This is a genomic window from Devosia sp. A369, assembly GCF_054489345.1.
Genome location: NZ_JBTMWV010000001.1, coordinates 524071 through 548804 on the forward strand (window position 1 = coordinate 524071; position 24734 = coordinate 548804).

A 24734-nucleotide genomic window follows, 5' to 3' on the forward strand; every position below is an offset into this window, starting at 1 on the left:
GTGAATGACGATTTTGGAGATCTTGCCGAAGTGCCGGGGAGCCTCGATGCCATCCCCTCCCCCTTGAGGGGAGGGTTAGGGTGGGGGTGTCGTGACCTCCACACACATCAAGCCTGGGGGCACCACGACACCCCCACCCACGCCCTCTCCTCAAAGGGGAGGGAGCCCTTCGGGGCTAGTCAGACTTACTCAGCAGCCTGGGCGATGTCGGCGTCGTCGGCACGCGCAGCCTTGGTGGCGTTGCCCCACCAGGTCAACTGGTCCAGCATGTCCTTGGTCGAATTGCCGATCGAGGCTTCCAGCTCGTTCAGCGTCTTGGTGCCGCCGAAGCCGGGATGGACCGCCGCGAAGTCAGCACCGCCGATATGCACGGCCGAACGGGTCGAAACCATCTGCAGCTCGATGCCGATGGTGCGCAGGTGTTCAGCAGCACGCGTGCCGCCAACACTGCCATAGGCAACCATGCCAAATGGCTTCTTGGTCCACTCGGTATAAGCCTGATCAAGGGCATTCTTCAGGGCGCCGGTGATCGAGCGATTGTACTCGGCAACGACGAAGACATAGCCGTCGAATTCGCCGATCTTGTTCTGCCACTTGACGGCGTTCTGGTTGGCCGACGGCATCCAGGCATTGGAGGCCATTTCGTCGAAGAACGGCAGGTCGAAGTCGCGCAGGTCAACGATCTCTGCGCTCAGCTCGGCGCGCTCGTTGATCTTTTCGGCGATCCACTTGGCCGGAACGTCGCCAAAGCGGGTCGGGCGGGTGGACGAGATAATGACGGCAATCTTGAGTTTGGACATTTGAGCCCTCCTTGGTAACAAATCGTAACTGAGGCGATATATGTGCCTGCACCGAAAACCCGCAAGGAGGCACCAAATTGTGGTGCGGCGACAGATCCATGCCTAGGGCACATTTCTGTAAGTATAGGGAAAGTCTGGGTTTTATGGTCATTCTCGACCAAATGAGTAGGGTGTCAGCACGAATGGGCACGAGCCGCTGACGCACTGTTCACTGGAGCCATTGCAATCGCCACGCGCCGTCTGCGCCCGCATAAGAATCCATCTTGCGGGCTGCCTCTACTAGGGATTTACTCTGGCACGAGGCCGTTTCAAATAACGAGGGACATGATGAGGACTCTTTCGACCGCCCTGGCGCTGTCGATACTTGCGGTCGGCACCATAGAGGCGCTGGCGCTGGACCGCAGGGTACAGATCAACAACAAATCATCCTATGATATCGTCGAGTTCTACGCCTCGAACACCGACAGCAAGTCATGGGAAGAAGATATCCTCGGCCGCAACATCCTGCCGGCCGGCAATAGCGTCGTGATCAATATCGACGATGGCACCGGCTACTGCAAATACGACTTCCTCGCCGTCTTCGCCGATGGTGACGAGGTGACCTCGTCCGACAACAATGTCTGCGAACTCAGCCAGTTCAATTTTACCAATTGAGCTGTGCCGGCAGGCGCGGGGTGAGGCCAGGCATCGCCCCCTCACCCTAGCCCTCTCCCCGAAGGGGTGAGGGGTAACAGGTCAGAGCAAACACCCAGTTTTCAATCTGCCGGCTTGGCTAAATCCAACCCACCCACGGTGTCACCCCGGCCTTGAGCCGGGGCCCATCCTGAGATCGCGTATCGACAGCCATGTCAGGATGGATCCCGGCTCAGGGCCGGGATGACACCGAGTTTATAGGTTGGCTCTGCTCAATTGCGCCCGGCTCAAGCACCGCCCGATACTGCTGCACCGCCTCGGCAAAGCCCAGCAGCAGCGCATCCGCCGTCAGCCCATGGCCGATCGACACTTCCGCCACGCCCGGCACTGCCGATTGGAATGCCGGCAGATTGGCCAGCGTCAGATCATGCCCGGCATTGACGCCCAGCCCGGCCCGCGCCGCCGCCTGCGCGGTATGCGCCAGCGCCGCCAGCTCACGCACCGCCCGGTCGGGATCGTCATAGCAGCCGCCATAGGGCCCGGTATAAAGCTCGATCCGGTCGGCGCCGGTCGCCTTGGCCGCCGCCACGCCTTCAACGCCGGCATCGGGGTCGCAAAACAGCGAAATCCGCCGGTTGGGCGCCTTGAGCCGCTGCACCACCGAGGTCAGGAAATTGCCCTTGCCGCGAAAGTCCCAGCCATGGTCCGAAGTGGCCTGCGCCGGATCATCCGGCACCAGCGTTACCTGCTGCGGCTTGACCGCATCAACCAGCGCAAAGAAATCCTCGCTCGGATAGCCCTCGATATTGAACTCGGCCGCCGGATACTCTTCCGCCAGCAACTCAGCCAGATCGAACACGTCGGTCTTGCGAATATGCCGCTCATCGGGGCGCGGATGCACAGTCACCCCGCTGGCCCCGGCATCGAGCACCACCCGCGCCAGCCCGACCACGCTCGGCCATGGCAGATTGCGACGATTGCGCAACTGCGCCACGGCATTGAGATTGACGGAAAGCAAAGTCATGGTCGCGCCTTCAAACGATAATGGGCCAGCCATACACCACGCCAGCCGACCCGCCCACAGCAACCTTGGGCGGAGATCGGCCGGTTTTGGTTACATGCTCTGCGGACCGCGCGAGATGGCAGCAAGCCCCGTGCGCACCACTTCGACCAGCCCGAGCGGCTGCATCAGCGCGATGAAGCTGTCGATCTTGGCCGGCTTGCCGGTGACTTCAAAGACAAAGCTTTCGACACTGGCATCGACGATCTGCGCGCGGAAGGCATCAGCCAGCCGCAGCGTTTCCGCCCGATGCTCGCCCGAACCGGCCACCTTGATCAGCGCCAGCTCCCGCTCGAGCGACGCGCCCTCGGCGGTCAGATCATGCACCTTGTGCACCGGCACCAGCCGCTCCAGCTGCAGCTTGATCTGAATCAGCGTGCGCGGCGTGGCAATGACGACAACGGTGATGCGACTAAGTCGACGGCCGTGTTCGGTCTCACTGACGGTCAGGCTTTCAATATTGTAGCCGCGCGCCGAAAACAGCCCGACCACCCGCGCCAGAATCCCCGGCTCGTTATCGACCAGCACCGACAGCGTGTGGCGCTCGATCTCCTGGGTTTCCTTGGTCAGGAAATACGCCGACCCCGTCGGCTGCAAATGTGCGTTCATGGTTTTGTTCCTCAAAGCTTGGTTGACCCCAGACATCCCCCACACTCGGTGTCATCCCGGCCTTGAGCCGGGACCCATCTTGAGATCTCAGGATGGGCCCCGGGTCGAGCCCGGGGTGACACGGTGGGTGTGGCTGCAATCAGACCAAAGCCCGTCCCTTCTCGTCGATGATGTCCCCGATATTGGCCGTATCGGGCAAAATGATCTCGTTATGCGGCTTGCCGGATGGGATCATCGGCAGGCAGTTCTCGTCCTTCTCGACCAGCACGTCGAACAGCACCGGACCGTCATAATCCAGCATCTCGGCAATCGCCGCATCCAGCTCGGCCGGATTGCTGCAACGAATGCCCTTGCCGCCATAGGCTTCCGCCAGCTTGACGAAGTCGGGCAGCGATTCCGAATAGGAATGCGCATAACGCGAACCATGCAGCAGGTCCTGCCACTGCCGGACCATGCCCATGCGCTCGTTGTTGAGAATGAAGATCTTGATCGGCAGGCGATATTGCACCGCCGTCGACATTTCCTGCATCGTCATCTGCACCGAGGCTTCGCCGGCAATGTCGATCACCAGCGCGTCGGGATGCGCCACCTGCACGCCCACAGCGGCCGGCAGGCCATAGCCCATGGTGCCGAGCCCGCCCGAGGTCATCCAGCGGTTCGGCTGATCAAAATGGAAATGCTGCGCCGCCCACATCTGATGCTGGCCAACTTCGGTGGTGATATACACCTCCTTGGCCTGCTTCTTGGTCGCTGCATACAGCCGCTCGATGGCGTATTGCGGCTTGATCACCGTGTCGGAATTCTTGTAGCCGAGCGAATCCACCGCGCGCCAGGTCTCGATCTGCTTCCACCACGGCGCCAGCGCCTCGCTGCGCGGCTGGTTGGTCTTGCTGCGCCAGACGCGCACCATTTCGCTGAGCACCCGCGCACAGTCGCCGATGATCGGCACGTCGACATTGACTACCTTGTTGATCGAGCTGGGATCGATATCGACATGGATCTTGCGGCTATTGGGCGAGAACGCGTCGATGCGGCCGGTGATGCGGTCGTCGAACCGCGCCCCGATATTGATCATAACGTCGCAATCATGCATCGCCAGATTGGCTTCATAAGTGCCGTGCATCCCCAGCATGCCCATCCACTGCTTGTTGGAGGCCGGAAACGCGCCCAGCCCCATCAGCGTGGAGGTCACCGGAAAGCCGGTGAGTTCAGCAAGCTCGCGCAACTGCTCGGACGCTTCCGGCCCGGCATTGATCACGCCGCCGCCGGTGTAGAAAATCGGCCGCTCGGCCTTGAGCATCAGCTCCACCGCCGCCTCGATGGCCGCCGCATCGCCATCCATCTGCGGACGATAGCTCTGGTGGCGCAGCGTATCGTGGTCGGGCTGGTAATAATCGCCAACCGCGAACTGCACGTCCTTGGGAATATCGATCACCACCGGGCCGGGGCGACCGGTCGTGGCGATGCGGAAGGCTTCATGCATGATGCGCGGCAGGTCTTCGACGCGCTTCACCAGGTAATTATACTTGGTGCAGCTGCGGGTGATACCGACCGTATCGCATTCCTGGAACGCGTCGGTGCCGATCAGCGTCGTCGGCACCTGGGCGGTGATGCAGACCAGCGGGATCGAGTCCATCAGCGCGTCGGTGAGGCCGGTGACCGCATTGGTCGCGCCGGGGCCGGAGGTGACCAGCACCACGCCGGGCTTGCCGGTGGAGCGCGCATAGCCTTCGGCCATGTGGGTCGCGCCCTGCTCGTGCCGCACCAGAATATGCTGCAGCGCGTCCTGCTGGAACATCGCGTCATAGATCGGCAGGGCCGCGCCGCCCGGATAGCCGAAAATATGCTCGACCCCCTGATCAATCAGCGCCTGGATCACCATTTCGGCGCCGGTCATTTTCTCGCCCATAATAAAAGTCCTTCCTCGATCCCACTTGGCCCAGTCTCACAGCGGCAAAAACCGGGCAATAAAAAAGGCCCCATTCGGGACCTGTTTTCGGCGCACCAGCTTACGCGCGGGGTTTCACCCCACGTTGCCGATGCGCCTGCCTACTACGAGAATGAGTGCCCGCACGGGACCTCTCCAAATTAAAATTCTGCGGCATTGATAGGTTCATTGCCGCGAAGCTGTCAAGGCCGGATCGCAGCCCCTGCCGCCCCACCAATGACGAAAAGCCGGGGGAGTGCGGCAATTGCGGCACGCAAAACACGTGGCCAACGGCCCAGACAATGCTATGGCCCCGGAGACAGTTTTATGACGGTTTGAATAGACATGGCCAAAAGCGCCCTCGATCAGGACTTGCAGCGGGTTTCCGGGCTGGAAGACGCCACCCACGATCTGGCCCGCTCCATCGCGGCGCCGGGCCTTGCCCTGGTCTTCCTGCTGCTGGCAGCAGTCTGGGCCAGCTTCGTCGTCACCGATGGCCCGATGAGCTATCTGGTGGTCATCGCCGCCGCCATCGCCGGCTATATGGCGCTCAATGTCGGCGCCAATGACGTCGCCAACAATATGGGACCGGCCGTCGGCTCCAAGGCCCTCACCATGGGCGGCGCACTGGCCATCGCCGTGATCTTCGAGGCCTCGGGCGCCCTGCTCGCCGGCGGCGACGTGGTCAATACCGTGGCCCGCGACCTGCTGACCAGCGACTCCATTCCCGCCGAACAATTCGTGCTGCTGATGATGGCGGCGCTGCTCGCCTCGGCCCTCTGGGTCAATCTGGCCACCTATATCGGCGCCCCGGTCTCCACCACCCATGCCGTGGTTGGCGGCGTGGTCGGCGCCGGCGTTGCGGCGGCCGGCTTTAGCGCCGTCGCCTGGCCCACCATCGGCACCATCGCCGCCAGCTGGGTGATTTCGCCCGTGCTCGGCGGCATCGCTGCGGCAATGCTGCTGTCGCTGATCAACTACACCATCACCGACCGCATCGACAAAGTGTCCGCCGCCCGCGTCTGGGTGCCGATCCTGGTCGCCGGCATGACCGGCATTTTCGCCATGTATATCGCCACCAAGGGCCTGAGCCGGGTGTGGACGCCGAGCATGCCCGCCGTGATCGCGCTGGGCATCGCCTTCGCCGCGCTCGGCTGGATCGGCGCCATGCCGCTGGTGCGTTACCAGTCCATGGGCCTGGAAAACCGCAAGAAGCATGTCGCGACCCTGTTCCGCCTGCCGCTGGTCGCTGCCGCCGCCGTGCTGTCCTTTGCCCATGGCGCCAATGACGTAGCCAATGCGGTCGGCCCGTTCGCGGCCATCGTCACGACGCTACAGTCGGGTCATATGGAATCCGCCGGCGTCGCCCTGCCGCTCTGGGTGCTGGCCATCGGCGCCATCGGCATCTCGCTGGGGCTGGCTTTGTTCGGCCCCCGCCTGATCCGCACCGTCGGCGAGCAGATCACCAAGCTCAATGAAATCCGCGCCTTCTGCGTGGCGCTCTCGGCGGCGGTGACGGTGCTGGTCGCCTCGGCACTGGGCCTGCCGGTCTCGTCCACCCACATCGCCGTGGGCGGCATTTTCGGTGTCGGGTTCCTGCGCGAATATTATTCCCGCCGCGACCTCGACTACGCCGCCGTGCCGATCCACGCCAAGCATATCGACCCGGCCGCCCTCAACGCCACGCCCGAAGCCGCCCTCTCCAAGGAACGCAAGAGCGAGCGCCGCAAGCTGGTCCGCCGCCAGCACGTCACCGGCATCGCCGCCGCCTGGATCGTCACCGTCCCCGCCTCGGCGGTGCTGGCTGCACTGTTGTTCTGGGGCCTCGACATGCTCATCGGCGCCTGAGGCAGCGCGCTGCCAACAACCCTCACCCCCCCCCGATGTCACCCCGGCCTTGAGCCGGGGCCCATCCCGAGATTGAGCCGCTACCGCTCGGGCCCGGTCGCCACATCAGGCAAACCCCAGCATCGCACCCCTCACCCTAACCCTCTCCCCTGAGGGGCGAGGGGACTGATCGAGTGTGGTGCCAGATTTGTGCCTAACCACCAGGCAAAATCCCCTCGCCCCTCAGGGGAGAGGGTTAGGGTGAGGGGTGAACAAGCCTCCGCGCACGCTCACTTCCAGCATGCGCAAAAGCCAAAACCACTGCCCTGTGCCAACAAATTACAGACGCCCCGCCCGCAACCGCGCCTTCAGCGCCGCCGCCAGTCGCGACAGGGCCGGATCATTCAGCAGCCGCCGCGCTTCGGGCAGCACGGCCCAATGGCGCAGGCGCTGGTCCATTTCCTTCCACACATCGAGCTGGGTCTCCACATGCAGCGGATAGAGATCGACATCCACCAGGCTCGAGCCATCGGTGTTGGCGCTGGTGCGGTAGCTGCCGATCGGCGTGGTGTCGATCTGACCGGTCACGCCCGCCTCTTCCAGCGCTTCCGCCGCGGCGCTTTCCCAGGCCGTCATGCCAAGCTCGATATCGCCCTTGGGAAAAATCCAGCGCCCGGTGCGCCGTGAGGTGATCAGCAGAAACACCGTCCGTCCCTCGACCATGGCGTAGGGCAGCGCCCCGGCCTGTCGCTGGCCCGGCGTGGTTTCGACCTTCGGACTCCAGTTGCTGAGAAATTCGCGCAGCATCGGCTGGCCTCCGTCTATGGGAGTTTTCTAATCGCACGGTCAGCGCCTGCGAGTCGATGCGGCTCCGCGCCTCTGCCCAGCAAAAAGGGCCCCGTAGGGCCCTTCGATGTCTGCTGGCGCTGCTTTAGTCGAGCAGGGTCAGGTTGACCGCCGATTCCTTGCCGTCGCGGCCGGTCTCGAGCTCATAGGTCACCTTGTCGTTCTCATAGAGCCCCTGCAGGCCCGAGCGCTGGACAGCGGAAATATGCACGAAGGCATCCTTGCCGCCACCCTCGGGCGAGATAAAGCCGAAGCCCTTGGTGGTATTGAAGAATTTAACAGTACCGGTGATGACAGCCATAGCATGTCCTCTTGCGTAGTCGCCGCCGAGACGGCTGAGGTTGAAAACGGACCGTGAAGTCCGGTCTAAACGATTCACCGATCAGACGTAGCCAAGGTTCCGACTTTATGCCGGTCGTTCAGATAGCGCGCGATAGTGACGTCGAAGTCAAAATTATGGCTGCCATCTTTGGGCAATTCAAGGCGATTTCGCTGGTCGATGACTGGTCATAGAGAAGCCCTCGATCCAGGAGGGACTCCGGATCGAGGGCCAGGGCGCCCGAAGGCGCGTGCAGCATGGGGCGATGCTGCAACGTCGTTAGCCGCGCGGGCAGGTGTCGCGGTAGGTCCTGCCATTGCGGCCCTGATAGATACACATGTTGCTCGAGTTATCGACACGGCCGATCACGTCGCCAACAGCTGCGCCGGCGACAGCGCCAACGCCCGCGCCGACCAACGTCCCTACAGCACTCCCGCCCGTCACGCCGGCACCGATAACGGCACCGCCCAGCCCGCCAACCACAGCACCTTGCTGGGTGGTGGTGCAGGCAGCCAGCGACAGGCAGGTCGCGGCGATGATCAAAATCTTATGCATGTGGTAACCTTCCAAAACTCATCGAGGGCAAGAACTCGCGGCCAGGCTTTTGGTTCCGCGATGAGTTTGACAAAATTTGAAAATAAATCAGCCGCGTCGCCAGACTAGCGCCGCTGCAGCCACCGTCAACCAGCCGGTGATCATGCCCAGCCCACCCAGCGGCGCCGCACCGGCAAACAGTCCATGCCCCTGCCATTCCCGCATCCCCAGGTCGCCGATAAACACCAGCGTGCCCAGCGCCAGCAGCGCCGCCGCCGCGCTCAGCACCCGGCCGCGCCCCGCCAGCCCCAGCGCCAGCAGCGCCGGCCCATGCGCCAGCCCGATAGCGGCAATCGCCGCCAGATTGCGCGACAGCTCGCCATGGGAAGCGCCTGCTGCCGCCACCACGCCGATGGCGCCAATGATTCCGGCCGCCGCCAGGGTCAGGCGCGGTAAAACTATATTGGGGTCAGTCATTTGTCTGGTCTCCGGCCAGCCCTCTTTCGTTGGCTTGCCGTTTCATCTACGAGGGAGAGTGAGATTTGGTGGATACCGGGACTGTAGCTGACGCAGGCTGCACCTCAACCTATTCCGGAGCAATCCCCACAAGCAGGATATTTGAGATGAACGAGCCAGCCACGGCTGCGCCCGGCGCGGTCGCCGTCAGCCATTCCCCCGCCGGCACCTGGGGCGCCGAACTGCGCGCCACCTTTGCGCTGGCCTGGCCGCTGGTCGTTGCCCAGCTGGCGCAGAACGCGCTGACCGCCACCGACGTCATCATGCTGGGCTGGCTCGGCCCGACCTATCTGGCCGGCGGCACGCTGGCCACCACCTTCATCATGCCTTTCCTGGTGTGCGGCATCGGCATTGTCGGGGCCGTCGCCCCGCTGGTGGCGCAGGCGCGCGGCGCCCGTGACATCAAGGCGGTGCGCCGTGTCGTCCGGCAGGGCCTGTGGGCGGCGATTGCGCTGGCCATCCTGTTCATCCCCATCCTCTGGCAGATCCGCCATATCTATGCCGCGCTCGGCCAGGACCCGGTCACCACGCTGATGGCCGAGCAATATATTCACGCCGGCGTCTGGATGCTGTTTCCGGCGCTCGCCATCATCGCCCTGCGCTCACTGCTCTCGGCCTTCGACGCCACCCGCATCATCCTGCTGATCACCGTCGGCGGCGTGCTGTTCAACGCCTTCGTCAATTATGCGCTGATCTTCGGCAATTTCGGCTTTCCGCGCCTCGAACTGCGCGGCGCCGCCATCGCCACCGTGCTGGCCAATATCGTCATGTTTGTCCTGATGCTGGCCTATGTGCTGCGCCAGCGCCGCTTCAAGCGCTTCTATGTGCTGATGCGCTTCTGGAAGCCCGATTGGCCGCGCTTCCGCGAAATCTTCCGCATCGGCACCCCCATCGGGCTCACCGTGCTGGCCGAAGTCGGCCTGTTCACCGCCGCGGCCCTGCTGATGGGCCTGCTCGGCACCGACGAAGTCGCCGCCCACGCCATCGCCCTGCAATGCGCCTCCATGGCCTTCATGGTGCCGCTGGGGCTCGGCATTGCCGCCACGGTGCGGGTGGGCATGGCCTATGGTCGCGGCGATCCCGAGGGCGTCCGCAAGGCCGGCTGGACCGCCTTTGCCCTGGGCACCTCCTTCATGGTGGTGTCCTGCACCCTGTTCCTGACGCTGGGCCCGTCCATCGTCTCGCTGTTCCTTGATCCGCGCGTCCCCGAAAACGCCAACGCCCTGATGCTGGCCGGCACCTTCCTCGTCGTTGCCGGCCTGTTCCAGCTCGTCGATGGCGCACAGGTCGTCGCCGCCCACGCGCTACGCGGGCTCAGCGACACCAAGATCCCGATGGTCTTCGCCATTCTGGGCTATTGGGCCGTCGGCTTCCCCCTGGCCTGGGTTCTCGGCTTTGTCGTCGGCTGGCGCGGCGTCGGCATCTGGCTCGGCCTCGCCGCCGGCCTCGCCGCTGTCGCCATCGTCCTCGTCGCCCGCTTCGCCATGCGCGAACGCCTCGGCCTCCTCCGCCCGCACTGAGAAGTCCTCGCTGCTAGCGAGCCCCAATGCCATCCCCTCCCCCTTGAGGGGAGGGTTAGGGTGGGGGTGTCGTGGGATCCACACACCCCGTGTCAGTGAAAGCGACACCCACCCACCAACGGCGAGATTAGACGAACCCGCGTTTCAGCTCCCCCGCCGCGGCCAATCCGCAAACCGATTGCGAAACCACGTCCGCTGCCTTTTCGCATATTGCTGGGTGGCAATCGTCGCCAACCCAATCGCCTCGTCCCGGCGCAAAACCCCATCGAGCCAGTCGCCGATTTCGCGCACCCCAATCGCTTTCATCACCGGTAATGCCGGGTCGAGATCGAGCGCGCGAAGCGCTTCCACCTCCGCCACCGCCCCACCGTCAAACATCTGCTCAAACCGCATCGCGATGCGCTGCCGCAGTACATCCCGCTCCGGGTCCAAAATCAGCTTTTCCAGCAAGAAATATGCCAGCATGCTGGCAGCGCTTGCTTGCTGGAAATCCGACAGTTTTCGACCCGTATGGCGCTTGACCGCCAGCGCCCGGATCAGCCGCTGCGGGTCCACCACCTTGAGCCGCGCCGCCGCCGCCGGGTCCTCCCGCTCCAGCAGCGCCAGCCGTTGCTCGGCATCAAGCGCTTGAATCTCTTGTTGAACTTGCAGCGTCACCGCTGCCGGAACCGCCGGCACATCGGCAAAGCCATTGAGCAACGCATCGAAATACAGCCCGGTCCCACCCACGAAAATCAAGGGCCGCGCCGGATCAACCTGCTCGATAACGGCCCCAACCGCCTGCAGCCATTGTCCAGTCGAAAACCGCTGTGCTGCTGGTACGCTGCCATAGAGGCGATGCTCCGCCTGCGCCGTCTCCGCATCACTCGGCCGCGCCGTAACCACTTGCAACGTATCGTAAATCTGCATCGAGTCGGCATTGACGATCACGCCATCCCGCTCCCGCGCCATGGCCAACGCCAGCGCCGACTTGCCGCTGGCAGTCGGACCCGCTATCAAAACGGCGCGCCTGCGGGCTGTCAATTTTTCCTCCTATGAAAAGACCCCATGCCCGTCCTTTGCCTCATCGCCAACCCCACCGATTCCGAACTTGATCCGGCTCTGGCCGCCGCCGTCATACAGCAGACGGGCGGTGAGCTGAACTGGCTAAACCACTCTATTGCCTGCGAGATCATCGACCCGAAGTCAACCGACGCCCTCGCCATCGCGCGCGAAGTCATCGGCACGCAGCGGGTCGACGCCGCCCTGGTGCCGAGCGAAAACCGCCGCAAGCAGATCCTCGTCGCCGACATGGATTCCACCATGATCAACGAGGAATGCATCGACGAACTCGCCGCCGCCCTCGGCATCAAGGACCAGGTCGCCGAAATCACCGACCGCGCCATGCGCGGCGAGCTCGATTTCGGCCAGGCCCTCGACACCCGCGTCGCCCTGCTTAAAGGCTTGGAAAGACACGTCATTGAGGAAGTCCGCCGGGAGCATATCACGCTGGCGCCGGGTGGCCGCGCTTTGATCCAGACCATGAAGGAATATGGCGCCTATACCTCGCTGGTTTCGGGCGGCTTCACCTTCTTTGCCGACTATTTCGCCAAGCGTATCGGCTTCCACGAAGCCATTGCCAACACTCTCGAATTTGACGGCGACCGCCTCACTGGCACGGTCAGCAAGCCCATCGTCGACAAGGCCACCAAGCGCGACCGCCTGACCGCCCTGGCAGCCGAGCGCAACCTGCCGCTGAGCCAGACCATCGCCGTTGGCGACGGCGCCAACGACCTCGACATGATCGCCATCGCTGGCTTCGGCGTCGCCCTGCATGCCAAGCCCGCCGTTGCCGCCCAGGCCGGCATCCGCATCGACCACGGCGATTTGACCGCCCTGCTCTATCTGCAGGGTTTCAACGAGGACGATATCGTCCGCTAAAGCTCGACAGCGACAACAAAAAAGGCCGGCGCTCAGCGCCGGCCTTTTCATTTGCGAGCCTAAAACCTACTGCGCTACGGCAGCGGGTGCCTCGGCAGGCGCCGGAACTTCGGTGCCAATCGTCGGGGTCAGCTCCGAGCCATCTTCCAGCGTGATGCTAGGGATGGTGCTCTCCTCGATGCCCAAGCCATCCAGTGCCGGCCCGCTGCTGGCTGGTGCCGTGATCGGCGCGGCCGTGGGCTGGATCGGCGTCGCCAGATTAGTGTTGGCGGCCGGCATTTCGCCATTAGAACCGAAATAGCGGAAGAACTCGCTTTCGGGCGATAGCAGCATGGTCGTGCCGGTATTCACCAGCGCGGTACGATAGGCTTCCATCGAGCGATAGAACTCGAAGAATTCCTGATCCTGACCATAGGCGGCAGCAAACAGCCGGTTGCGTTCCGCATCGCCCGTACCACGGATAATTTCCGCGTCACGGGTGGCAGCGGCGACGATTTCGACGGCCTGACGGTCGGCGATGGCGCGCAGGCTCTGGGCCTGTTCCTGGCCACGAGCACGCAGCAGCGCGGCTTCGGCAAGGCGTTCGGCCCTCATCCGCTCAAAGGTGGTCGCCGACACGTCGGCTTCCAGATCGGTGCGCAGGATACGCACGTCAACGACAGTGATGCCAAGCTCTTCCAGATCCGGGCGGATCAGGTCGCGGGCTTCAGCCATCATCTGCGGGCGCTGTTCGGACAAAGCGGCATTGAACTCGCGCAGACCATAGACCTGACGCAGGGCCGAATCGAAACGAGTGCCGATACGATCCTCGGCCACCGACAGCTGACCCAGAGCGCGTTCACGGAACAGGCGCGGGTTGGAGATGCGGTAGGTGAGGAAAGCGTCCACCTGATAGAAGGCGTTGCCGGAGACCTGCACGCGCATATTGGCGATGTCGTAGCGCAGCAGGCGATCTTCGACGATCTGCACGCTGTCGACGATATCGGTCGGGATCTTGAAGTAGATCCCCGGCTCGGTGCGCACATCGGTAATCTGGCCGAAGCGCATGACGATAGCCTGCTCGCGCTCGTTGACCACGTAGATGGTGGAGAAGAAGACGTAGAGGGCGCCCAGAATGACAACGCCAAGAATGATCAGACGATTGTTCATGACTTAGTTCCCCGTCGTGCTGGTATTGGCGCCGGGGCGCAGTTCAGGCAGTGGCAGATAGGGGATCACCCCCTGCCCGCCGGCTCCGGTCTCGACCAGCACTTTTTCCGAGTTGCCGATAACCTGTTCCATGGTTTCAAGGAACAGGCGCTTGCGGGTCACTTCGGGGGCGTTGACATATTCGGCATAGATGGCGTTGAAGCGCTCGGATTCACCGGTTGCTTCCTGCACCACGCGGTTGGTGTAGGCGGCCCCTTCTTCGCGCAGTGCCGCTGCCCGGCCACGGGCATCGCCGAGCAGGGTGTTGGCATAGGAACGCGCTTCTTCCTGCAGGCGGGTCTCGTCCTGACGGGCACGCTGCACTTCGTTAAAGGCGTCGATAACTTCGGCCGGCGGGCCGGCATTTTCGATCAGCAACTGGCTGACCTGCACGCCCATGCCGTAGCTTTCCAAAATCCCCTGCGTGATGGTGAACACCTCGCCGGCAATGCCCTGGCGGTCATCGCTATAGATGTCCTGTGCCGGGCGGCGGCCAACCACTTCGCGCATCGCGCTTTCGGCGGCATAACGCACCATGGATTCGGGATCGCGCACGTTGAACAGATAGGCCACGGCGTCATTGACCGACCACAGCACCGAGAACTGCACGTTGACGATGTTCTGGTCGCCCGACAGCATCAGGCCTTCAGCGCGTGAATTCGACGACGCGCTGGTATTGGCAACACCGATCTGGGTCTGGTTTTCGGTAACGGCAACCTTTTCCACAGTCTCGATGGGCCAGAGATGGAAATGCAGGCCCGGCATGGACAGGTCTGGCTTGGGCGCGCCGAAGCGCAACTCGACGCCGACTTCCTGCGGATCGACGGTGTAGATCGCGTTGAGGCCCCAAAAGGCGACCAGCGCGAGGAGCCCACCGACCAAAGCCCACCGGCCACCCGGAATGCCGCCGCTGAACTGATCGCGACCGCGATTGAGAATATCCTCGAGGTTGGGCGTATTGCCGCCACCTGGGCGGCGCGGACCACCGCTACCACCGCCACCGGGCGCTTGCCCCCAGGGGCCGCCATTATTATTGCGGCCACCTCCGCCTCCGTTATTCTCCCACGGCATCATGTCTCTTTCAGTTATACGCTGCGTTGAGGACTTATATAGGCAAGGGGCTCACGCGATCAATGCGCAGTGGCCGTCCGGCGATCATACACTTTGACGCGGTAGGTGGCTTCATCCTTGGGGGACGGCGTCACCTCGGGCAGATCCACTACCACCCATTGCTCGGGCGCAATGGTCGGGAACACCACATCGCCGGCCGGAGCCAGGTCGATATGGCTGATATAGAGCCGGTCGGCCCGGTCCATCAGCTGGGCATATAGCTCGCCACCACCGATAACCATGATCTCATCAACACCATCGACCTCGGCGATCTGGCGCGCCTGCTCGATGGCTGCATCGATGCTGTGCACCACCAGAACGCCTTCGGGCTGATAGTCCTGCTGGCGGGTGATGACGATATTGGCCCGGCCCGGCAGCGGGCGGCCCACCGTCTCAAATTGCTTGCGCCCCATGACGATCGGCTTGCCCATCGTCGCCCTCTTGAAGAAGGCCATGTCGGACGGCACGCGCCAGGGAATGGTCTGGTCACTGCCGATGACCCCGTTTTCCGCCACGCCGGCGATCATGGCGATGCGGATCATCACGCGGCTCCCAGCTGCAGCAACTCAGCGCCTTCGACGCGCACCTTGGTCCATTCGTCCTGCATGATTCCGCCCTGTGATTTGTAGAACTCGATGGAGGGCTCGTTCCAGTCGAGCACCCACCATTCAAAGCGCCCCAGCCCTTCGGCCACGCAGCGTTGGGCCAGATTGACCAGCAGCGCCTTGCCGATACCCTTGCCGCGCAACTCCGGACTGACGAACAGATCTTCCAGCCAGATGCCATGCCGCCCCTGAAAGGTGGAATAGGTATAGAACCAGAGCGTGAAGCCGACCGGCTCACCCTCCCATTCGGCGATCTCACAAAACACCTCAGGCGCGGCGCCGAACAGGTCGCGGACGATATCGGCCTCGCTCGCCTTGGCCTCGTGGCTGAGTTTTTCATATTCAGCCAGCGCGGCTATGAAGCGGATAATCAGCCCGGCATCGGCTTCGGTGGCGGGGCGAATAGAAAGTTGGTCGGTCAAATCGCGCCCTTTCACGGCGTCTCAGTTCGGCGGCTGCCGTTCGAGGATCAGAATATCCAGCTCCTTGTCGGGCCAGAAATCGGTCTTGACCATTTCGAAGCTGGTCGGGCCGATCTTCTTGATGCCATCGCCGCAGAACGACACCAGATTGTCGGTGCTGCCCTTGTCGATGACCAGGCGGAAGGTGCCGATGCTGCCACCGCTCCAATTGCCGCCGGTGGTCAGGATGTAGGAAATCCAGTGTTCGTAAAACGGCGCACCCCAGGGTTCATCTGGATTGGGCAGCGTCTTGCGCACCGCTGCGACAAAGGCATCATCGGTACAGTATTTGGTCCGGTATTCCGACGCCGGGTCGTATCCCTCAAATGGCTCGCTGAGGAAGGTGACGCCCACCGTGCCGCCGACGCTGGGCTTGTAGCGGTGTTCCACCGTGACCGTTTTACCGGCCGGAAAGTGGCCTTCCCAAGTGTAGGTCGCCTTATAGGTCCAGGCCGGATAATAGTGCTTTTCCCAGCCCTGCCCGGCATCATATGCATCCGGCACCAGCAGTCCCAGATGCAGCAGGCGGTCGCGGGTTTCGGCGTCGAGCGCATCGGTCGCGTCGCTCGCCCGTTCGGAGATCGGCACCAGCGGCAGGCCGAGTTGCTTGATGGTCTTGGTCCGGTCGACGCCATGCGCATAGGCATATTCATGCAGCGTCGCCTCGACCGGCGTGCCGTTGAAGGTGGTTTTGAACTCGAACAGATTGTCGTCGGGCCCGCTGGGAAAGGCCACCGGCGAAAAGAAATTCGGCACGATATCGGGCATCGGGAAGGCGACCAGGATGTCCTGGTCGGTCTCGCCGCTATTGCGGAACTGATAGACCACGCGGATTTCGTCCTGCGAGATGAAAAGGTCTTCCCGCTCCATCACGATGTCCTGGCTGCTGATAAACTCCAGCCCGCCGGTGGTCAAAACGGCCGAGGTATCGTTGGCAAGCGCCGGCGCGCTGACCAGCAGCGACAGCCCCAAAACTGCTATGGACTTCATCGCCCGCCTCCAGATCATCAAGTCGTTTCAATAACTTGCTAGGTGCCGCAGACTCTCCTCCGATACCTGAGCTTACACCGCCACCGCTGCCTTGATATGGGGATGCGGATCGTAGCCCTCGAAGGTGAAATCCTCGAACACGAAATCCTCCAGCCGCATCACCGCCGGATTGATCTTGAGGGTCGGCAGCGGCCGAGGCTCGCGCGATAGTTGCAGCTGGGCCTGCTCGAAATGGTTCGAGTAGAGATGCACGTCGCCGAAGGTATGGACGAAATCGCCGACCTCTAGCCCGGTCACCTGCGCCACCATATGGGTCAGCAGCGCATAGGAGGCGATGTTGAACGGCACGCCGAGAAACGTATCGGCCGAGCGCTGGTAAAGCTGGCAGCTCAATTTGCCATTGGCCACATAGAACTGGAACAGGCAGTGGCAGGGCGGCAGCGCCATCTCGTCGACTTCGGCGGGATTCCACGCCGACACGATATGACGCCGAGAATCCGGCTTGGTTTTGATGGATTCAATGACATTGGCGATCTGGTCGATCTTGCGGCCATTCGGCGCCGGCCAGCTGCGCCACTGGCTGCCATAGACCGGCCCAAGATCGCCGTTTTCGTCGGCCCACTCGTCCCAGATCTTGACGCCATGCTCCTGCAGCCAGCGCACATTGGTCTCGCCGCGGATGAACCACAGCAATTCATAGACGATGGATTTGAGGTGCAGTTTCTTGGTCGTCAGCAGGGGAAAACCCTGGCTGAGATCAAAGCGCATCTGGTAGCCGAATAGCGAGCGCGTGCCGGTGCCGGTACGGTCGGACTTGTCGGTCCCGGTTTCGAGAATGTCGGCGAGAAGTTTCAGATAGGGCTGCATGGCCTCACCCTAGTGCGATTCGCCCGGCGCTGCCCCCGTGCCGAGCCGAGTTTCCACGATCCGCAATAGCAGGTCGATCTGCTCCTGCTGTTTGGCGATCAGCTGCTTGAGATCGTCATTGCGCATCTGGTCGACCTTGTCATGCAGCGCCATGATCTCGATTTCGGCCTTCAGATTGCACTCATAATCATGGCCGGTCACCAGCCGGTCCTTCGCCGCCTGCCGGTTCTGGCTCATCATGATCACCGGGGCCTGCACCGCCGCCAGCATCGACAGCAGCAGATTGAGAAAGATAAACGGATAGGGGTCAGGCGCCGTCTGGGTCAGCAGCAGGTTGAACCCCACCCAGGCCAGCAGCACCACGCCAAAGCTGATGAGAAAGGTCCACGACCCGCCAAAGGCGGCGACCCCATCGGCCAGGCGCTGGCCAAAGGTCGATTTCTCATCGAATACCGCACTGGTATCGAGCGCCAGCGCCTTCTTGCTGAGCGCCTGCTGCAGCACCTGCCGCTCTGTCTTCGACAGCGCTGTCTCGCCCTTGCCCAGAAACCGCTCGGCGGCGTGGATCAATCTGTCAGTCGAATTGTCGGTCATGGTGCTTCTCTTGGCTTGTCATCGTCAGCCTACACCGATTTTCTGTTTGCAGCGGAAAACGGAAAGCGCCCCGCCGCCTCAGGTAATAGAATACCCCATCGCGTCCTGACAGGCGGTGTCAGCAGGACGGTCTAGCATCGCCCCGAAACCAAGGAGAGACGAGCATGAGCATTGAACATCTCAATCCTGCCGGAATGTACCGCAGCCCGGTGTTCTCGCAGGGCATCATCCTGCCGGCGGGTGCGCGGCTGTTGCTGATCGGCGGGCAGAACGCTGTCGACGCCAATGGGCAGATTGTCGGCAAGGGTGACGTGGCCGCGCAAGCCCAAAAGGCGCTGAGCAATATGCAGCTGGTGCTGGCCGCCGCCGGGGCGGGGCTGGAGGATCTGGTGAAGGTGACTGTCATCATCCATCAGGATGCGGATCTGCAGGCCGCGTTTCGCAGCTGGATGGCGGTGTGGGGCCAGCGCACCAACCCGCCGACCGTGACCGGCATGCGCGTCGCCGGCCTCGCCAACCCCGATTTCCTTATCGAGATCGAGGCGCAGGCCGTCTTGCCATGAGCCCGGTGCTGCGCCCGTTGCGGCCGCGCCAGGACATGCCCGATTTCGTCCGTGAGGCGCTGGAAGCGCGCGGCCTGCGCGAGCAATATGATGCGAGGCCGCCCTATCAGCGCAACGATTATCTGCTGTGGATCAACAAGGTCAGACGCGACGACACCAAGCAAAAACACCTGGCGCAGATGCTCGATGAGCTGGAGGCCGGTGGCGTCTATATGTGCATGGCCTGGAACGGCTGAGCATTCAGCACCAGTTTTGCTGGCGCCCACCCCAGCGATGCGCCAGTCCCTCGGCTACCAGGGTATCGCCCAGCGACCGCCCTTGGCGCTCGACGATCCGCAGCTTGCGGCCATAGCGGTCTTCATCGCGATCGGCCGCCTGCAAGTCGAACGGCCCGGCATTCAACAGTTCCTGCAGCCGTGTCGTAGCCCGTTGTCCGAGCGCCTTCTCGGCCGCGCAGCTCGGCTGGCCCACTTCGGGCGTATCGATATCGGCGATGCGGATCTTGGTGCCATCGAGCCAGAAGGTATCGCCGTCGACCACGCAATTGATGCGGCCGCCGCCCGAGCAAATCGGGAAGCTCCGGGACGGCACGTTCGCCACCAACGCCCTAGGTGCGGGCGCCTCGAGCAACCAATCGGACAGATTGAGGCCAGGCAGCGCCCCCAAAGCGATTCCGCCCACCCCGCCGCCGATGGCAAAGGCCAGCAGCAGCAGCGGCCAGCCGGCCGTAGCGCCACGCCGCGTGCCGTTGCGCCAACGCCTGACTGTTCTCGATATCGCCATGCCCCGGCCCTCCTGTCAGTTGGGTGACAGCATGGCGAGCAGGCGTTAAGCCCGGTTGAACACCTGTGGGAAAAGCGCCAATCGCATCAGCGCGTAGCGGCAGCCGGCACAAAAATGCCCATACCCTCTTTCAGCCCCGCCCGGTCCGGCCTATATAGGGAGTGCTCGCAAGAGCTATGGCGATAAATTGTCATCGTAATAAACCTTTCGGACCCGGGGGCAGTACCCGGCGCCTCCACCATCTTCCCCGGAAACGGGGCAGCCAATGGGGGCGAAACAGGATCGACGAGGGCGTAAAGGGTGTGCTTTTGCTCGGTGAGGTACCACCGTTATCGGTCCGAAACTTATAGTTGCAAATGACAACCATAAGGCTCCAGTCGCTCTCGCTGCGTAAGCAGTGCTAGCATTGGGAAATTAAGTCCTCCGCTCCTAGCCGGGCGACAGGCGGGGTCCGCAGGCACCTGGCAACAGAAGCCTGCACCTAACCTCCCTTTCGATGCCTTTATCCTTGAATTCTCGCGGAACGTGAGGCTGATATGGATCGTTCGGGATTCGATGCCCAAGACTAACCTACGACCTGGAAGATTGCTCATGGCCGAAGATCACATGCGATACGACATTCTCGCCCAGGAAGCCCTGCGCGGCGTCGTGCGCAAGGTGCTGGCCGAGGTTGCCAAAACCGGACTGCCCGGTGAACATCACTTCTTCATTTCCTTCGTCACTCGCGCCCCTGGCGTGCGCCTGAGCGAGAAACTGCTCGGCCAGTATGACAAGGAAATGACCATCGTCATCCAGAACCAGTATTGGGACCTGAGGGTTTCCGAAACCGGCTTTGAAGTCGGCCTGTCGTTTGACGGCATCCCCGAAACGCTGGTGATCCCCTTCTCAGCCGTCAAAGGCTTCTTCGATCCGTCCGTGCAGTTCGGCCTGCAGTTCGATCCCGCAACCGCGCCCGGCGCTGCTGCGGTTGAAGCCGGCGCCGACGCCGAGCTGGAAGCCACCGCCAGCGCGCCCAGCGGTACCGAAGAAAACGCCGGCGAAAAAGTCGTCAGCCTCGACGCTTTCCGCAAGAAGCCCTGACCTGCACCGATGGACAAGCGCTCCCTGTCCATCGCCGGCCACCGCACCTCCATCGCGCTTGAGCCTGAATTCTGGGCCGCGCTCGACGCCATGGCGGCCGAGCAGGCCCAGACCATGGCCGGCCTGATCCGCCACATCGACGAAAACCGGCAGACCAATAATCTGTCGTCGGCCGCGCGGCTGGCGGTGTTAAGTTGGTATCAGAGCAAGATTGAAGCGGGCGGGCTTTAGCCTGATCGCCGACCAACCCTCTCCCCCCTAAAACAGCGGCTGCCCCATTCCCGAGGATGGGCCCATCGGCTGGAGTCCAAGGTCCAGCGGGCGCTGGACCGACAGATTGAACGGCGTCGGAGGCGGCGGGCGCTGCAGTTGCAATTGTTCCTGCTCCAGCCGCCTTGCCTCTTCCTCGGCGGCCAATCTTGCGGCTTCCTCTGCGGCCAGTTTTGCGGCGGCCTCAGCTGCCTTGCGCCGCTGTTCCTCGATCAGCCGATTGCGCTCCTCGGCGGCGGCGCGTTGCCGCTCGGCATCCTCGGCGCGCAGGATTTCGAGGCGATCAACCTCAAGCTCGTTGGCGCGGACCAGAATAGCCCCGATCATCTCGCCCAGATCCAGCGTCACCTCCGGTGCCGGCAACGTGCCGCCCAGCCGGGTGATAATGCGCGAGGTGTCCGGCCCGACCAGGCCATTTTCGTCCTCAAAACCGCGCGGCGTCATGACGAAACTGCCATTGAGGCCGAGCGAATTCAGCGCCAGATTGACACTTCCGGCCAGCCCGGCACCATCGCCCTCGACAATGAAATTGGCCAGCCGGACCACGCCGCCGGCAATGGTGAAGGCCCCGGTGGCAGCGGGCGCATTGAACGGCCCCTGCCCCAGCGCCAGCCCCATGATTGCCGCCATGGCGTCGGCGTCCAAATTGAGCACGTCGGTCAATCGGGCGACGGTAGGGAACACATTGGGCGACAATTGCGTGGCCGAAAAATCGCTCAGGGTGAAATTGCCCTCGCCCGAGGCCACTGCCAACACCTCGCCAATGCTGGCGCCGGTGCCCTCAAAGCGCATGCCACCGGCCAGCACTCCATCGAGCATCGTGCCGACCGGTGCAGGCGCCAGCGCGTCGACGGGCATGCCTGTGATCGTCATCCGGCCGCTGACCGTCTTGTCCACCAACGGCCCAGCGCAGCACACCACCATATCGAGGCCCAACTGCCCCGCGCCGGCCACCGCCTCAAACCGCGCCAGCCGCAGCCTGGTTTCGTCCCAACTCAATTCAAAACTGGTCTTGCCCAGCCGCTCGATGCCGCCAGCCGAAACGGCCCCTGCCGTCACCGCCACGGTGCCACGCGTCTGGCGCGCCTGATCGCCCAGCGCAATCGGGCCTTCCGGCCATATCCCGCCACCGCTCACCAGCGCCGCCCGACCAAACAACGTCGCCGCCAGCCCCTCTACAGAGACGGTATCAATCGCCACATCGCCCGCCACCGCGGCTGTGGTGCCAGTGCGCGACAGTGACAATTCGCCGGCAAAGCCGGTGTCGCCCGAAGTTCCGGTGATGTCGGTCAGCCGCGCCAACCGGCTGCCTTCAAAATGCAACTGCGCCGTGCCCGTGGCCATCGGCAGGCTCAGCCCGCGCGCGCCAACAATCCGCGCCAGACCGCCGGCATCGGCCAGCGCGATATCCAGCCGACCGGTGCCCTGAATTTCGCCATTGCCGGCCGCCAGCAGCGTGCCGGCATAGCTGACGCTCTCATCGCCCAGGCTGGCGGTCAGGCTGGTTTGGAGGCTGTCGCGAGGCGTGCCCTCGAAGCCGAGACTGACCAGCATCGAGCCATCGCCGCCAAACAGCGCTGTATCGCCAAAGCCGATCTGCCGGGTCAGCCCGGCAATGTCGGTCGATTCCAGCGCCCCGATGATGCTGAGCGGCGCCGTGATCAGGCCGCCAATGCCCCCGCCGAGTTCAGCCCGCAGATTGAGATCGCTGGCGCCGAGCTTGCCGCCCAAGGTCACCGTTTGCGCGCGGTCGAATATGCCGCCGATATCGACGGTCAAATCCGCCGGCGCCGACAGCGCCAGAAAATCGCGCCAGCTTTGCGGCATGTCCAGCAGATCATACAGCCCCAGCAGCGCCGGCGCATCAGCGACGGCAATGCGCAGCGTGCCCGAACCCGAGAGGTCCGGCGCCACCGCGGTGCCACCGGCGGTCAGCTTTGCATCAAGACCGATGCCGCCCCATGCCTCGGCCGCCAGCCGCGAAAAGCTGACCATGTTGTTGCGCCACTGGCCCTCAGCCACCAATTCCCTGCCGTCGAAGCCCAGCACGCGCGCTTCCTTGCCGGTCAGCGAAAAGCTGCCAAAGGGAAAACTGATGCCAAAGGATGGCTCGGCCGCAACATTGGGCAGCAGCGCCGCCAGCATGGCGCTGCCCGGCCGGCCCAGCGCGTCGAAATGCGCCACCAGATCGAGGCGCTTTTCCTCGCCAAACCCCAGCCGGATTTCGACGCCATGGCTGCGCTCGGCCAGCGTCACCACGCCGCCGACAAGCCCCAGCGCGTCCCCGGCCAGCATCACCTTGCCATCCAGCCTGCCCGGCTGGTTGAACAGTGGATTGTCATCGGACGGCTTGCGCCACAGCGCCGCCAGCCCGTCGAGCCGGGCACTGTTCAGCGAGACCTGACCCTGGAAGGCCGGGCGCTCCTTCTCGCTGGTCAATTGGCCACTGGCGCGCAGCTCTGTATCGCCGGGCAACTGGCCGATAAACTGCTCGATCTGCCAGACCCGGCCATCGGTCCTGGCGTCCATCCGCACATTGCGCAGCGCGAAGCCGCGCAGGGTCACTTCAGCCAGATCGATACCCACCCGCCCCGCCATCGGCGGGATGATCGGCGCCGGCAGTTCCGCCAGCAGCCGCACCGCCTCATAGGGCAATGTCGATGCATCTTCCTTGGCGTCGCGCGGCGGCAGCGAGAAGACGCCGCCCGAAATCACCGCATCGAAACTATGGGCTGCACCCAGCTGAATGCTCGCCGCCCCGGTCAGCCGCGTGCCGGCGCGGTTCTCGTCGGGGCGCAGCGTATAGCCGGACAGCACGATGCGGTCGGTCGAGCCGGTGACCTTGCTTTCCAGCACCAGATCGCCGCGAATATCGGTGGCCACCGTGGTAGCCGGCGGCTTCTGGCGATAGGTGACGGCGCCGTCAAATTTGGGCGCCATGCCGGGCGCCAGCGTGCCTTCGGCAGACAGCGAAAACGCCGCCGAAACCGGCTGCACGAACATCGACACCTGCGCCTTGCCACTCGCATCTGCCGCCGCCGAGTTGAAGCGCAGGCCATAGCTTTGGCCGCGAAAGGCGCCTGTGCCCTGAAATGCGAACGGGCCGTTCAAATTGCCAAGCTTGAATTCGCCGCTGACCTTGTCGGCCACAAAAGTCTCGCCGGAGCGGCGATCCATCAGCCGAATGGTGGCCCCGACGACGCTGGCCTGCCCCAACCCGACGCTGCCATTGCCGCCAACCACCGAAACGCCGCTGCCGAAAAAGCCGCTTTCATCAATGGTGAAATCGATCACCGGCTGGCGCAGCACCAGACGGGTGACGTTGTAATTATCGCGCAGGAAATCCATCAGCGAGAATTCGGCTTCGACGCTGTCGACGGTCGCCGCCGGCTCCTCGGGCGAGCCCACCAGCACATTGGAAAACAGCAGGCGCGGCTGCGGCAGCAGGGTGAACTCAATATCGCCGCGCACCGTCACCGGCGTGCCCAGCACGCTGGTCGCCAGTTCCTCCATCCGGGTGCGATAATCGCTCCATTGGATGAAGTACGGCACGATGAAAGCCCCGGCGAGCACGATGATCGCCAGCGTTCCGACAATGATGTAGATGCGGTTCAGCACTGCACGCGGCCACCCGATTTCCCGCGGCAGAGTGTAGGCAAGCACGCGCCCCGCGCAACCCCGCCATTGCCTTGAATACACGACACGAAATGGC

At 63.3% G+C, this 24734-nt stretch carries 26 protein-coding genes and 1 other RNA gene; 9 read left to right on the top strand and 18 right to left on the bottom strand.

What is annotated here, in order from left to right; genetic code table 11:
- Positions 1-185: 185 nt before the first annotated feature.
- Entirely contained in the window at positions 186-800 is a 615-nt protein-coding gene (locus tag ACX3OZ_RS02625; RefSeq protein ID WP_459094985.1) for an NADPH-dependent FMN reductase, read from the bottom strand.
- Between the two features lie 327 nt (positions 801-1127).
- On the opposite strand from ACX3OZ_RS02625, the gene ACX3OZ_RS02630 reads away from it, so the two are divergent.
- Positions 1128-1454, top strand: coding sequence for a hypothetical protein (locus ACX3OZ_RS02630; RefSeq protein ID WP_459103759.1), 327 nt, complete (start codon positions 1128-1130; stop codon positions 1452-1454).
- A 211-nt stretch (positions 1455-1665) separates the two neighbouring features.
- Here the strand turns inward: ACX3OZ_RS02630 and ACX3OZ_RS02635 are convergent, their stop codons facing one another.
- From ACX3OZ_RS02635 to ACX3OZ_RS02645, 3 genes are all read right to left on the bottom strand, one after another.
- Positions 1666-2457 carry a pyridoxine 5'-phosphate synthase gene (locus ACX3OZ_RS02635; RefSeq protein WP_459103760.1) on the bottom strand — a complete coding sequence of 264 codons (792 nt, stop codon included), beginning with the start codon at positions 2455-2457 and terminating at the stop codon, positions 1666-1668.
- A 90-nt stretch (positions 2458-2547) separates the two neighbouring features.
- Positions 2548-3102, bottom strand: a complete 555-nt coding sequence (ilvN, locus tag ACX3OZ_RS02640) for an acetolactate synthase small subunit (protein ID WP_459094982.1) — start codon at positions 3100-3102, stop codon at positions 2548-2550.
- Positions 3103-3241: 139 nt separating this feature from the next.
- Positions 3242-5011, bottom strand: a complete 1770-nt coding sequence (locus tag ACX3OZ_RS02645) for an acetolactate synthase 3 large subunit (protein WP_459094981.1) — start codon at positions 5009-5011, stop codon at positions 3242-3244.
- 363 nt (positions 5012-5374) lie between these two features.
- On the opposite strand from ACX3OZ_RS02645, the gene ACX3OZ_RS02650 reads away from it, so the two are divergent.
- Positions 5375-6877 (top strand): inorganic phosphate transporter, encoded by a 1503-nt coding sequence (locus ACX3OZ_RS02650; protein ID WP_459094980.1) that lies wholly within the window; start codon positions 5375-5377, stop codon positions 6875-6877.
- 318 nt (positions 6878-7195) lie between these two features.
- Here ACX3OZ_RS02650 and ACX3OZ_RS02655 read toward each other — a convergent pair whose 3' ends face one another.
- The 4 genes from ACX3OZ_RS02655 to ACX3OZ_RS02670 form a co-directional block, all read right to left on the bottom strand.
- Positions 7196-7663 carry an NUDIX hydrolase gene (locus tag ACX3OZ_RS02655; protein WP_459094979.1) on the bottom strand — a complete coding sequence of 156 codons (468 nt, stop codon included), beginning with the start codon at positions 7661-7663 and terminating at the stop codon, positions 7196-7198.
- A 124-nt stretch (positions 7664-7787) separates the two neighbouring features.
- Positions 7788-8003: a cold-shock protein gene (locus tag ACX3OZ_RS02660; RefSeq protein ID WP_459094978.1), complete on the bottom strand. Its 216-nt coding sequence runs from the start codon at positions 8001-8003 to the stop codon at positions 7788-7790.
- Positions 8004-8300: 297 nt separating this feature from the next.
- Positions 8301-8576, bottom strand: a complete 276-nt coding sequence (locus ACX3OZ_RS02665; RefSeq protein WP_459094977.1) for a glycine zipper domain-containing protein — start codon at positions 8574-8576, stop codon at positions 8301-8303.
- Positions 8577-8663: 87 nt separating this feature from the next.
- Positions 8664-9032, bottom strand: coding sequence for a DUF423 domain-containing protein (locus ACX3OZ_RS02670; RefSeq protein ID WP_459094976.1), 369 nt, complete (start codon positions 9030-9032; stop codon positions 8664-8666).
- Between the two features lie 146 nt (positions 9033-9178).
- On the opposite strand from ACX3OZ_RS02670, the gene ACX3OZ_RS02675 reads away from it, so the two are divergent.
- Positions 9179-10591, top strand: coding sequence for an MATE family efflux transporter (locus tag ACX3OZ_RS02675; RefSeq protein WP_459094975.1), 1413 nt, complete (start codon positions 9179-9181; stop codon positions 10589-10591).
- A gap of 144 nt (positions 10592-10735) precedes the next feature.
- Here ACX3OZ_RS02675 and miaA read toward each other — a convergent pair whose 3' ends face one another.
- Positions 10736-11614 carry a tRNA (adenosine(37)-N6)-dimethylallyltransferase MiaA gene (gene miaA, locus ACX3OZ_RS02680; protein WP_459103761.1) on the bottom strand — a complete coding sequence of 293 codons (879 nt, stop codon included), beginning with the start codon at positions 11612-11614 and terminating at the stop codon, positions 10736-10738.
- A gap of 24 nt (positions 11615-11638) precedes the next feature.
- Here miaA and serB point away from each other — a divergent pair, with 24 nt between their 5' ends.
- Positions 11639-12511 (top strand): phosphoserine phosphatase SerB, encoded by an 873-nt coding sequence (gene serB / locus ACX3OZ_RS02685; protein WP_459094973.1) that lies wholly within the window; start codon positions 11639-11641, stop codon positions 12509-12511.
- Between the two features lie 66 nt (positions 12512-12577).
- On the opposite strand, the gene hflC is transcribed toward serB, so the two are convergent.
- From hflC to ACX3OZ_RS02720, 7 genes are all read right to left on the bottom strand, one after another.
- Positions 12578-13660, bottom strand: coding sequence for a protease modulator HflC (hflC, locus tag ACX3OZ_RS02690; RefSeq protein WP_459094972.1), 1083 nt, complete (start codon positions 13658-13660; stop codon positions 12578-12580).
- 3 nt (positions 13661-13663) lie between these two features.
- Complete coding sequence (gene hflK / locus ACX3OZ_RS02695; protein WP_459095464.1) at positions 13664-14770, bottom strand: FtsH protease activity modulator HflK; 1107 nt, start codon at positions 14768-14770, stop codon at positions 13664-13666.
- A 59-nt stretch (positions 14771-14829) separates the two neighbouring features.
- On the bottom strand, positions 14830-15351 hold the full coding sequence (locus ACX3OZ_RS02700) for a dihydrofolate reductase (protein ID WP_459103762.1): 522 nt from the start codon (positions 15349-15351) through the stop codon (positions 14830-14832).
- A complete protein-coding gene (locus ACX3OZ_RS02705; protein WP_459103763.1) occupies positions 15351-15836 on the bottom strand; it encodes a GNAT family N-acetyltransferase in 486 nt (161 codons plus the stop codon). The genes ACX3OZ_RS02700 and ACX3OZ_RS02705 overlap by 1 nt, the downstream gene beginning before the upstream one ends.
- 21 nt (positions 15837-15857) lie before the next feature.
- Positions 15858-16865 carry a DUF4424 domain-containing protein gene (locus ACX3OZ_RS02710; protein ID WP_459094969.1) on the bottom strand — a complete coding sequence of 336 codons (1008 nt, stop codon included), beginning with the start codon at positions 16863-16865 and terminating at the stop codon, positions 15858-15860.
- Positions 16866-16937: 72 nt separating this feature from the next.
- Positions 16938-17732 carry a thymidylate synthase gene (locus tag ACX3OZ_RS02715; RefSeq protein WP_459103764.1) on the bottom strand — a complete coding sequence of 265 codons (795 nt, stop codon included), beginning with the start codon at positions 17730-17732 and terminating at the stop codon, positions 16938-16940.
- Between the two features lie 9 nt (positions 17733-17741).
- Entirely contained in the window at positions 17742-18326 is a 585-nt protein-coding gene (locus ACX3OZ_RS02720) for a DUF1003 domain-containing protein (RefSeq protein ID WP_459094967.1), read from the bottom strand.
- 164 nt (positions 18327-18490) lie between these two features.
- Between ACX3OZ_RS02720 and ACX3OZ_RS02725 the strand changes: the two genes are divergently transcribed.
- The gene (locus tag ACX3OZ_RS02725; protein WP_459094966.1) at positions 18491-18889 is read left to right on the top strand and encodes a RidA family protein; all 399 of its coding nucleotides are present in this window, start codon (positions 18491-18493) and stop codon (positions 18887-18889) included.
- Positions 18886-19125, top strand: coding sequence for a YdeI/OmpD-associated family protein (locus ACX3OZ_RS02730; RefSeq protein ID WP_459094965.1), 240 nt, complete (start codon positions 18886-18888; stop codon positions 19123-19125). The genes ACX3OZ_RS02725 and ACX3OZ_RS02730 overlap by 4 nt, the downstream gene beginning before the upstream one ends.
- A gap of 4 nt (positions 19126-19129) precedes the next feature.
- Here the strand turns inward: ACX3OZ_RS02730 and ACX3OZ_RS02735 are convergent, their stop codons facing one another.
- Positions 19130-19672, bottom strand: a complete 543-nt coding sequence (locus ACX3OZ_RS02735; RefSeq protein WP_459094964.1) for a thermonuclease family protein — start codon at positions 19670-19672, stop codon at positions 19130-19132.
- A gap of 124 nt (positions 19673-19796) precedes the next feature.
- Between ACX3OZ_RS02735 and ssrA the strand changes: the two genes are divergently transcribed.
- The 3 genes from ssrA to ACX3OZ_RS02750 all read left to right on the top strand — a co-directional run bounded on the left by ssrA (position 19797) and on the right by ACX3OZ_RS02750 (position 20983).
- Positions 19797-20154: a transfer-messenger RNA gene (gene ssrA / locus ACX3OZ_RS02740) on the top strand.
- Between the two features lie 109 nt (positions 20155-20263).
- Complete coding sequence (locus ACX3OZ_RS02745; RefSeq protein WP_459094963.1) at positions 20264-20752, top strand: SspB family protein; 489 nt, start codon at positions 20264-20266, stop codon at positions 20750-20752.
- A gap of 9 nt (positions 20753-20761) precedes the next feature.
- Positions 20762-20983 carry a ribbon-helix-helix domain-containing protein gene (locus tag ACX3OZ_RS02750; protein ID WP_459094962.1) on the top strand — a complete coding sequence of 74 codons (222 nt, stop codon included), beginning with the start codon at positions 20762-20764 and terminating at the stop codon, positions 20981-20983.
- Positions 20984-21010: 27 nt separating this feature from the next.
- Here ACX3OZ_RS02750 and ACX3OZ_RS02755 read toward each other — a convergent pair whose 3' ends face one another.
- Positions 21011-24685, bottom strand: a complete 3675-nt coding sequence (locus tag ACX3OZ_RS02755) for an AsmA family protein (protein WP_459103765.1) — start codon at positions 24683-24685, stop codon at positions 21011-21013.
- Positions 24686-24734: the final 49 nt, after the last annotated feature.